The sequence below is a fragment of the Saccharomonospora saliphila YIM 90502 genome, assembly GCF_000383795.1.
GTDB classification, from domain to species: domain Bacteria; phylum Actinomycetota; class Actinomycetes; order Mycobacteriales; family Pseudonocardiaceae; genus Saccharomonospora; species Saccharomonospora saliphila.
In genome coordinates, this window is the sequence record NZ_KB912640.1 from 195,751 (window position 1) to 204,852 (window position 9,102).

The 9,102-nt window shown below is 71.9% G+C and carries 11 protein-coding genes; 4 read left to right on the plus strand and 7 right to left on the minus strand.

Going from position 1 to position 9,102, the window contains the following annotated elements; all coding sequences use genetic code 11:
* Both SACSA_RS21770 and SACSA_RS0106025 read left to right on the plus strand, forming a co-directional pair.
* A partial coding sequence (locus SACSA_RS21770; protein ID WP_019814262.1) for a class F sortase occupies positions 1-504 on the plus strand: 504 nt, incomplete at its 5' end.
* A 91-nt stretch (positions 505-595) separates the two neighbouring features.
* A complete protein-coding gene (locus SACSA_RS0106025) occupies positions 596-1,510 on the plus strand; it encodes a coiled-coil domain-containing protein (protein ID WP_019814263.1) in 915 nt (304 codons plus the stop codon).
* Between the two features lie 54 nt (positions 1,511-1,564).
* Here the strand turns inward: SACSA_RS0106025 and SACSA_RS0106030 are convergent, their stop codons facing one another.
* A complete protein-coding gene (locus SACSA_RS0106030) occupies positions 1,565-2,569 on the minus strand; it encodes an ABC transporter substrate-binding protein (protein ID WP_019814264.1) in 1,005 nt (334 codons plus the stop codon).
* A 136-nt stretch (positions 2,570-2,705) separates the two neighbouring features.
* Between SACSA_RS0106030 and SACSA_RS0106035 the strand changes: the two genes are divergently transcribed.
* Entirely contained in the window at positions 2,706-3,092 is a 387-nt protein-coding gene (locus tag SACSA_RS0106035) for an ATP-binding protein (RefSeq protein ID WP_028661596.1), read from the plus strand.
* A 35-nt stretch (positions 3,093-3,127) separates the two neighbouring features.
* Here the strand turns inward: SACSA_RS0106035 and SACSA_RS0106040 are convergent, their stop codons facing one another.
* Genes SACSA_RS0106040 through SACSA_RS0106060 form a run of 5 tightly spaced genes read right to left on the minus strand, consistent with a single transcriptional unit; the run spans position 3,128 to position 7,111 of the window.
* Positions 3,128-4,471 (minus strand): PP2C family protein-serine/threonine phosphatase, encoded by a 1,344-nt coding sequence (locus SACSA_RS0106040; protein WP_019814266.1) that lies wholly within the window; start codon positions 4,469-4,471, stop codon positions 3,128-3,130.
* Complete coding sequence (locus SACSA_RS0106045) at positions 4,468-5,466, minus strand: ATP-binding protein (RefSeq protein ID WP_019814267.1); 999 nt, start codon at positions 5,464-5,466, stop codon at positions 4,468-4,470. Before SACSA_RS0106045 ends, SACSA_RS0106040 begins: the two co-directional genes overlap by 4 nt.
* A complete protein-coding gene (locus SACSA_RS0106050) occupies positions 5,463-5,891 on the minus strand; it encodes an ATP-binding protein (protein WP_019814268.1) in 429 nt (142 codons plus the stop codon). Before SACSA_RS0106050 ends, SACSA_RS0106045 begins: the two co-directional genes overlap by 4 nt.
* Positions 5,888-6,250, minus strand: coding sequence for an STAS domain-containing protein (locus tag SACSA_RS0106055; protein ID WP_019814269.1), 363 nt, complete (start codon positions 6,248-6,250; stop codon positions 5,888-5,890). Before SACSA_RS0106055 ends, SACSA_RS0106050 begins: the two co-directional genes overlap by 4 nt.
* A gap of 6 nt (positions 6,251-6,256) precedes the next feature.
* Entirely contained in the window at positions 6,257-7,111 is an 855-nt protein-coding gene (locus tag SACSA_RS0106060; RefSeq protein ID WP_019814270.1) for an STAS domain-containing protein, read from the minus strand.
* A 139-nt stretch (positions 7,112-7,250) separates the two neighbouring features.
* On the opposite strand from SACSA_RS0106060, the gene SACSA_RS0106065 reads away from it, so the two are divergent.
* The gene (locus SACSA_RS0106065) at positions 7,251-7,598 is read left to right on the plus strand and encodes an STAS domain-containing protein (protein ID WP_028661597.1); all 348 of its coding nucleotides are present in this window, start codon (positions 7,251-7,253) and stop codon (positions 7,596-7,598) included.
* On the opposite strand, the gene SACSA_RS21775 is transcribed toward SACSA_RS0106065, so the two are convergent.
* The gene (locus tag SACSA_RS21775; protein WP_083940189.1) at positions 7,510-9,060 is read right to left on the minus strand and encodes an SDR family oxidoreductase; all 1,551 of its coding nucleotides are present in this window, start codon (positions 9,058-9,060) and stop codon (positions 7,510-7,512) included. The two genes, SACSA_RS0106065 and SACSA_RS21775, sit on opposite strands and share 89 nt — an antisense overlap.
* Positions 9,061-9,102: the final 42 nt, after the last annotated feature.

Here is a 9,102-nt window from a genome sequence, read left to right on the forward strand (position 1 = left end):
GACGCGGAGTCCGGCACCACGCCGGAGGCGAGCACCGAGCCCGCGGTCGAGACCGCGCCCAGTGGGCAACCGCCGGGGACGGTGCGGCTGCCGGACGGCGGCACGGCCACGCTCGTCCGCGCGGAGGTCGGTCCGGATTCGGTCCTGCCGGTTCCGGAAAACCTCGACGAGGCCACCTGGTGGGGCGCGGGGCTGGACGCGCCCAGCGGGGCGAGCGTGTTCGCCGGGCACGTCGACTGGCAGGGCCGGACGGGGCCGTTCGCCGAGCTTTGGGACGTCGGGGTCGGTGAGCGGGTGACGGTGACCGGCGAGGCGAGCGAGACCTGGACCTACTCGGTCACGCGGATACTCACGCTGCGCAAGGACGAACTGCCCGCGCGGGCTCCCGAGTTGTTCGGGCAGAGCGGCGGGCACCGCCTCGTGCTGGTGACCTGCGGAGGCCGCTGGCTGGGAGGCACCACCGGCTACGCCGAGAACCGGGTCGTGATCGCCGAACCCGTGTGACCCCACTCACCCTCCGGGGTGGACGAACTCGACTCACCCGGTCGGCCTGCCTGACGATGAGGACACGCCGCGCGCGGGTACGGTCTCAGGCATGGCTTCCGAGCACGACAACCGTCTGCTCCCGCTGCGCCGGGAGTTCGGACAGGCATGGCATGGTTTCGACCGCAACCAGGTGATGCAGTACCTCGACCACCTGGAAGCACAGGTGCATCAGGTCATGGTCGACCGGGACAACGCCGTGGCCAGAGCGCAGGAGTCCGCACGCGACCTCGACGGCGCCCGGCAGGAGATCGAGCGGCTCCGAGAACGGGTCGAGGAGCTGAAGAAGCCGCCGGAGCGGATCGAGGACCTCGACGAGCGGATGCAGCGCACGGTCGAGCTCGCGCAGAACCGTGCCTCGGAGATCCTGGCCAACGCGGAGGCCGCCGCGGAGAAGCACTGGGCCGAGAGCAGCGACGTGTCGAACAAGCTGCACGAGCGGTACCAGAAGCTGCTGGAGACGCTCGACGGACATGCCGACGCCCTCAAGCGCGAACACGAGGAGGCCCTCGCGGCCACCAAGGCCGAGGTGGAGCGGATGACCACCGAGGCGGCGCGCAGGCGCGAGGAACTCGACGGCGAGGCCGAGGCGAGGCGGCGCACGATCGAGGACGAGTTCCAGGCGCGCATGACGTCGGAGCGCGAGGCCCTGGACAAGCACATCGCCGACGAGAAGGCCACGAGCGAACGCGAGGCCGAGCAGCGGGTCGCCGAGGCCACCCGCGAGGCGGAACGGCTGGTCACCGAGGCCACGGAGAAGGCGACCCACCTGGTCGAGACCGCCACGGCGGAGGCCGACCGCCGCACGACGGAGGCCAACGACGTCGTCTCGCGACTGACCAGGCTGCGCGAGGAGGCCCGCGCCCGCCTGCGCGAGGCCGACGAGGTGCTCCAACAGGGCGAGTCGGCGTTGACGCCGACCGCCGACGAGGAATCCGAACTCGCCGAGGCGCCCAGCTCGTCGTAACGCGCGTGCCCGGGCGGCCTCGCGTGGTGTCGCGGAGCCGCCCGGGCGCGCGCGTCAGGTCACGGGGCGGGACTTCTCCAGGTTCGCGGCGAGCGCGTCGAGTGTGCGGGCCTGCGCGGGGTAGTCCATGGAGCTGAACTCCCACGGATACACCTGGCCCGCGCGCGCGGCGGGAAGCTGGGCGAAGGTGGGCTGGTCGAGCAGGGACGCCCTGTCCATCGCCCGCAGCGAGTACAACACCACGTCGGTGCGGTGGTCGGTGACGTTCTCCCAGCTCACCGTGCGCCAGTAGTACTCGTCGCCCCCGGGGTCGGGATAGCTCAGGCCCAGTTCGGTGTAGCTGCGCAGCGCCGGGTCGTCCGCGGCCTTCGCGATGTGCACCCCGTCGCCGGGATATCCCGCCACCGCCATCGCGGTCAGCCCAGCCTCGGTCGCCGCGCGCAGCCGTTCCCGTGCGGCGTCGTAGTCGGCCTCGTATCCGCGCAGCCGGCGCTCCGGCACGCCGATCGAGCGCGCGAACTCGGCGGTGCGCCCCACCACCGTCGTGGCCGAGCCCGCCATCGCGAGCGCGACGATGGGCGCGAGCTCGGCGACCTTGCGCTGCTGGGCGAGGTCGGCGAAACCGTAGAGCGGCTTGGCCGGGTCGAGCCGTCCCGAGCTGTCCACCGGGTAGGCATGGGTGACCACGAGGTCCGGTTCGAGCGCGAGCAGCGCCTCGATGTCGATCTGGCCGTACGTGGTTCCGACCTCGGTCACGCGCGCGGTGTCGCGGCCGGTGAAGTTCACGTCGTCGGCCAGCGCCGTCGCGCCGAAGGAGCCCACGGGGACGACGCCGTAGTTCCAGAGCGAGGCGATCACGTCGTTGAGCCCGGCGATCCGGGTGGGAGTCCGGTCCAACCGGACGGTCTCGCCCCGGTCGTCGGTGAACGTCCAGGAACCGGAACCGGCCGAGCCGGTGTTCCCTGCGCCGCCGGACGCGCCACAGGCGGTGAGCAGCCCGGTCGTGCCGAGCGCGACGCCACCACGCAGGACCGCGCGGCGGGACAGGAAAGCGACCATGCGAGTTAGGTTAGCCGAACCTTACTACCTCCGAAAGTGTGATCTCGACTGCTCGCCGGTGCCGACCGCCCCTCCCCGGTGGACCGTCGACGAGCACGGTCATACGGTGCTCACGTCAACGAAGGGGGGTAGCACCGTGGCGGACCGTACCGTGGAAATGACGGTCGACGCGGAACCCGAACTCGTGCCGGTGATCCGCAACGTCGCCGCCGACCTGGCCATCCGCAGGGACCTGCAACTCGACACGATCGCCGACCTGCGGCTGGCGGTGGACGAGGCGTGCGGGCTCCTGCTGGCCCGTGCGGCCACGCCCACCACGCTGACTTGTCGCTTCACCGTCGGCGACGACACCGTGATCGCGTGCGTGGAGGTTCCGTGCCGGGAGGGCACCAGCCTGCCGCAGCAGGGTTTCAACTGGCACGTGCTGACCGCGCTCGTGCGCTCCGTGCGCAGCTTCCACGCCGAACGCGCCTCGGACGGCGCCCGGCTCGCCGGGATCGAACTGGCCGTCGCCGACGGCTGAGCCCCGCGGGCAGGCCGCTCCGCCGCCCGGGCGGCTCAGCCCTCCCACCGGCACAGCAGCAGGCACACGTCGTCGTCGTGGTCGGTGGCGCCGAGCATGACGCGCAGCACGTGCTCGGCGCGCGCGGCCAGCCCGTGAGCCTCGCACGAGGCGAACGCCTCCACCAGGCGTGACATCCCCGCGTCCAGGTCACTGGTGCGCCGCTCGACGAGCCCGTCGGTGAACAGCGCGATCGACGACCCCGGGGCGAGGTCGCGTTCGTGCTCGGGGAAGGCGACCCCGCGCGGGAGGTGGATGCCCAGCATCGGGGCGTGTTCGGCCTCGAGGTAGCGCGCCGCTCCGCGCGCCTCCTGCAGAAGCGGCGGGGGATGCCCCGCACTGGCCCACCGCAGGAGTCCGCTCTCGGGCTCGACCTCGGCGACCACCGCCGTGGCGAACAACGGCGTGTCCAGCCCGCGCAGCAGCTCGTGCACCAGGCGCAACGAGTGCGCGGGACCGTGCCCCTCCAGGGCGTAGGCGCGCAACGAATTCTGCAACTGGCCCATCACCACGGCCGCGTCGACACCGTGGCCCGTGACGTCCCCGACCGAGAGCACGACGGTGCCGTCCGGCCTGGTCACGGCGTCGTACCAGTCGCCGCCCACGTGGACCCCGCTGGTCGCCGAGCGGTACCGGGCGACAAGGCCGAGGTCGCCGCGCGGCACCAGGGTCGGCAGCATCGCGCGTTGCAGGCGCTCGGCGAGCTCGTGCTCGCGCTCGTACTCGTGCGCGTTGCGCAGGCCGACGGCGACGCGGGTGGCGACACCGTTGGCCAGCTCCACGTCATCGTCGGTGTAGGGGGCGCCTCGACGGCGGAAGTCGAACACGCCGAGCATGTGCGGCCCCGCCGTCAGCGGGACGCTGACCCGGTGCGGGTCCTCCTGGGCGGGCTTGCGCGTGCGCACCGCCGTCCGCGTGGCCTCGTCCGGCTCGCGCTCCGGTTCGGCGTAGCAGGCCAGGCCGCGGTCGGTCAGCGTCCACACCCGGGTTTCGTCGGCGAAGCCCTGTTCGCGGACCAGGGCGGCCACCTCGTCGAGCAGGTGGGCGCTGTCCAGCGACGTGGCCGATGCCCTGCTCACCTCGTCGAGGAACGACATGCGGCGCCGCTGCCGATCCACCTCGCCGTGCAGGGCCAGGAGCCCGGCATTCGTCTGCTCCAGTTCCGACTGGTGCCAGCGCAGGTCGCTGTCGCGCTCCGCGACGACGTCGGTCAGGGTCCGCACCGCGGCGGCGAGCGGGTCGTCGGCATCCCCGTGGTCCTCGATCCGCCGCCACACCTCGTCGGGAAGCTCCCGCTCACCCAACAACCCGCGCAGTTTCTCCCGCAGGTCGTCCGTCACGCGACCTCACCTCCGGCCACGACGAGCGCGCACGCGTCGTCGCGGTTCCTGCCGTACCGTCCGAGCAGCCACCCGGCCGCCGTGGCCGGGTCGTGGGAGAACAACGCGGCGATCTCCTCGGCGTCCCACCGCTGCGAGATCCCGTCGGTGTGCAGCACCAGCCGGCTGTGCCGGGACCACGGGCGCGACACCGGCATGGCCCGGCGCCCGCTGCGCTGCCTTCGCCCGACGATGCCCGGCGTCGACACGAGGGCCTCGTGGCCGCCGTCGCCCGAGAAGAGCCGCACCGAGGAGTTGCCGACAGCGCTGAACAGCAAGGTCGAGCGGTCGGGGTGGAACTGCGCCACCGCGACCGTGGCCCCCCGACGAGCCGTCGGATCGGCGTCCATGGCCGCGATCAGCTCGGCAGGCGGCGCGCTCGGATTCGCGCGGACGTGCGCGGCCACGGCGGCACTCGCCACGGCCGCCTCGGGTCCGTGACCCAGTCCGTCACTCAGTGCCACCGTCGTCACACCGTCGTCGTGGGCGGCGACCCAGCTGTCACCGCACTCGGTCTCGCCGAGGGCGGTGAACACGGCCGCTCCCACCTCGACGCCGAGGTGGGTCGGTGCGGGCCCGGTCCACCGCGCCAGCACGGTCGTCCCCTCTCCCGGACGTGAGTATATGTCGAACGCGTCGGCCATCCGGCGGACACCACCGAGTCCCACGCCGAGCGTGCCGACGGTCGAGTAGCCGTCGCGCAGACTGCCCGGCACGTCCTCGATGCCCGGGCCCTGGTCGGTCGCGATGACGTCGAGGCCGTCCGGGCGCGGCACGACCACCAGCAGACCGTCCGTGGCGTACTTCAGCAGGTTGGACACCAGTTCGGAGACGGCGAGGGTCACCCGCTCGACCGTCCGCTCGGGCAGGCCCGCGTCCCGCGCCGAACGGCTCGCCAGCAACCGCGCCTGCCGCACGTGCACGGGTCCGTTCACCGGCAGCGCCGTCCCGTTCATCCCGTCCCGGTCTTACTCGTACGGAACACGACGGTCACCGTGGTCCCCTGTCCGTCCTTGGTGCACAGGTCGAAGTCGTCGGCGAGGCGTCGCGCCCCGCTGAGCCCCAGGCCCAGCCCGCCCGCGCTGCTGTACCCGTCGGTCAGGGCCTGGTCGACATCCACGATGCCCGGACCCGCGTCCCGGAACACCAGCCGCAGCGCGGTGCCGCCGCCCTCCCCGTGCTCCAGCGCGACCTCGGCCGCGCCACCCCCGCCGTGCTTGAGGGTGTTGCGGGCGAGTTCGCTGGCCGCGGTCACCAGCTTCGTCTGTTCCACGAGGGAGAACCCCGCCGACACGGCGAGTTCCCTCGCCGCCTGCCGGACGTGCACGATGTCGACCTCCTCATGGATGGAGACCTCGTGCTCGGTGAGATTGCCGGTCATGGCAGGTCCGCACGCTCGTCGAGCACGGACAGCCCCCGGCTCACCGTCAACGCGGTCCGCAGTCCGGGCAAGGTCAGGCCCAGCTCGACAAGCGTGATCGCCACCTCGGGCCGCATCCCGACGACGACCGTGCGCGCCGCCAGCAACGACGTGGCGGCCGCGATGTCGTGGAGTGTCCTGGCGAGGAACGAATCGACGATCTCCAGCCCGGAGATGTCGATGAGCACGCCGCGGGCGCTGATGTCCACCACACGGGTGGTCAGCTCCTCCTGGAGGGCGAGCGCGTCGCGGTCGCTGAGTTCTCCCTGGATGGTGACGAGCAGGACATCACCCAGCCCGACGATGGACGTGGTCGTCATGGCCGCCTACGACACCTCCCGCAGCGGGCTGATGGACATGCCGATGCTGCGCAGCGCGTGCACGAACGCGTCCGCGAGGGTGGCGCGGGTGGCGACCTCGCCGAGATCGATGCCGAGCTGCACCATGGTCTGCGCGATCTGCGGGCGGATGCCGCTGATGACGCACTCGGCGCCCATCAGGCGCGCGGCCATCGCCGTCTTGAGCAAATGCTGCGCCACGAGGGTGTCCACGGCGGTGACGCCGGTGATGTCCAGAATGGCCACTCGGGCCTGTTGTCTGACGATCTGTTCGAGCAGGCTCTCCGTGGCCGCCTGGCTGCGCATGCTGTCGAGCGTGCCGATCAGCGGAATGGCGAGGATGCCGTCCCACAGCTTGACCACGGGAGTGGACAGCTCGGCGAGCTGCTCCTGCTGGGCGAGGATGGTCTCGGCACCGGCGGAGAGTTCGATCTCCATCAGGGCCATCCGCAGGGTGTCGACCACCGTGGACAGGGCCAGCCCGCCGCGGTAGGCCACGTCGGCGGGATTGTCCTGCTCTTCCCACAGACGCAGTACCGGCGCCTTCAGCACGGTGACATCGGGACGCTTGCTGCCGGAGCGCCCACCGGCGGAACGGGAGGCGAGGGTGCTGAGCACCGTGCGGACCGCGGCGAACCCCTCGGCGGAGGGGTCCTGTTCGGCGCCGGATTCGAGCACCTTCCGTACCCCGCTGAGCAGCGACGCGGCCTCCTCGGCGGCCTCACGCTGGTCGCGGGAGCTGAACACGGCGGTAGCCGACCACTCGCGCTCGATCTCAGCGCGCCGGTCCTCCAGGAACTCGGCCAGGCGTGCCCGAACAGCCTCGGCGGTCTCGTCGGTCATATCCTCGGCTCCCACCTTCGTGTCCCACTCGTGGGCTGATCGATCGTGTTCTCCCTGGCAAACTTAAGACACGACATGGCGAACCTCCAGGTGGGGTACTACCCGGTAGGAGGTGTGTGACCTCGGAAGCGGGCTAACGATGACGGACGGCAACAAGCCGACGACCGAAAACCACTCGACCGTGCAAACTGAGCTGATCAACACCGAAGGTAGAGTCACTTTGAGTGGCGAAATCGATCACGGTGTGGCGCCTCAGCTCGACGACGCCCTCGAACGCCTGCTCGCCCGCGGTGCCGACCGGCTCGTGGTGAATTTCGCACACCTTTCGTTCTTCGACTCGGCGTGCATCAGCGCACTCGTCCGCGCCCACGAGCGGATGAGCGAGCGTGGCGGAACGATCACCCTGCTCCACGTCGACCAGCACGCCTACCGTGTGCTCCAAATCTCCGGGCTGCTGCCCCTGTTCGAGATCGTCCCGGCCGGGTAGGCGCGGTCGGCGCACGCTCCGCCTCCCCCGCGATGGACCGCGCCATCGTCCCGAACACGAGCGCATGAAACGGCTGTACCGCCGTCCAGTACAGGTGGCCCGCCAGACCGCGCGGCAGGAAGACCGCCCGCTGCCGGTACACCGAGCCACCGTGACCGTCGCCCCGCACCGACAGCTCCAGCCACGCGCGCCCGGGAACACGCAGCTCGGCACGCAGGCGCAGCACGTGCGGCCGGTCGATGTGCTCGACGCGCCACCAGTCCAGCGCCTCCCCGGCGCGGAGCCGGTGCGGGTGGCGCCGTCCGCGCCGCAACCCCACCCCGCCGACGAGCCGGTCGAGTCGTCCCCGCACCGACCAGGCCAGCGGGAAGGAGTACCAGCCGCGCCTGCCGCCGATGGCCTCCACCACCTCCCACAGCGCCTCGGGGTCGGCGCGGCTGCGCTGCTCGCGGACGTCGGAGTACAGGGTGCCGCCCGACCACTCCGGATCGGTCGGCAGCGGGTCCGCCGCCGCACCGGGCGTGCTCGCGTCCGACCAGCGGGTGGGTACCTCGTCGCGCCCCACGCGGGCGAGGGCCAGCTCGACCGCGCGGTCGTAGGGTGTGAGCCCGCTCTCGGGGTCGGCGATGTGCTCGGCCACGGCGTGGTCGTGACAGACGACCTCGTGCACCAGCGAGCCGATCAACGGCACGGCGATGGCCTTGGGCACCGGCGTGACGAGGTTGACCCACTGCGCCGAGAGCCACGGCGTCAACAGCGGAACCGGCAGCACCACCCTCCTGCGCAATCGGGCGACGGTGGCGTAGCGGCGCATCATCTCCAGGTAGGTGAGCACATCCGGGCCGCCGATGTCGAAGGCACCGTTGACCCGTCCGGTGACGGTCGCCGCGCGCGTGAGGTAGTGCAGTACGTCCCGCACGGCGATCGGTTGGATCCGGTTGTGCACCCAGCGCGGGGTGACCATGACGGGCAGGCGCTCGGTGAGGTAACGCAGCATCTCGAAGCTCGCCGAACCCGACCCCAGGATGACCGCCGCGCGGAGCACGATCGCGGGCACCGGGCCGTCGAGCAGGATGCGGCCGACCTCGGCGCGAGAGGCCAGGTGCGCCGACAGCGGCTCGTGCTCCGGGGCGATGCCGCCGAGGTAGACAACCCGCGATGCCCCGGCGTGCGCGGCGCGCTCGGCCACGATGCGCGCGGCGCGCCGGTCGATATCGGCGAAGCCGCGTTCGGTCAGCGCGTGGACCAGGTAGTAGACGACGTCCTGCCCCGCGAGCGCGGCGGTGACACTGTCGTGGTCGGTGACGTCGCCGCGCACGGTCTCGACCCGGTCCCGCCACGGGACGTCGGCGAGCTTGGCCGGGGTCCGCGCCACCGCCCGCACCGTGTGCCCCGCCGCGAGAAGCTCCGGGACGAGCCGTCCGCCGAGGTAGCCGGTGGCGCCGAACACCACGCACCGCACGCCGGTCCTTCCGGTCCTGCCCGGCGCCGGTGCCTCGCCGGC

Bases quoted from the DNA above. Each gene is read 5' to 3' on its own strand.
- SACSA_RS0106065 (WP_028661597.1), top strand. From the start codon at position 7,251: ATGACGGACGGCAACAAGCCGACGACCGAAAACCACTCGACCGTGCAA.
- SACSA_RS0106045 (WP_019814267.1), bottom strand. From the start codon at position 5,466: ATGAACGGGACGGCGCTGCCGGTGAACGGACCCGTGCACGTGCGGCAG.
- SACSA_RS0106060 (WP_019814270.1), bottom strand. From the start codon at position 7,111: ATGACCGACGAGACCGCCGAGGCTGTTCGGGCACGCCTGGCCGAGTTC.
- SACSA_RS0106050 (WP_019814268.1), bottom strand. From the start codon at position 5,891: ATGACCGGCAATCTCACCGAGCACGAGGTCTCCATCCATGAGGAGGTC.
- SACSA_RS0106030 (WP_019814264.1), bottom strand. From the start codon at position 2,569: ATGGTCGCTTTCCTGTCCCGCCGCGCGGTCCTGCGTGGTGGCGTCGCG.
- SACSA_RS0106055 (WP_019814269.1), bottom strand. From the start codon at position 6,250: ATGACGACCACGTCCATCGTCGGGCTGGGTGATGTCCTGCTCGTCACC.
- SACSA_RS0106025 (WP_019814263.1), top strand. From the start codon at position 596: ATGGCTTCCGAGCACGACAACCGTCTGCTCCCGCTGCGCCGGGAGTTC.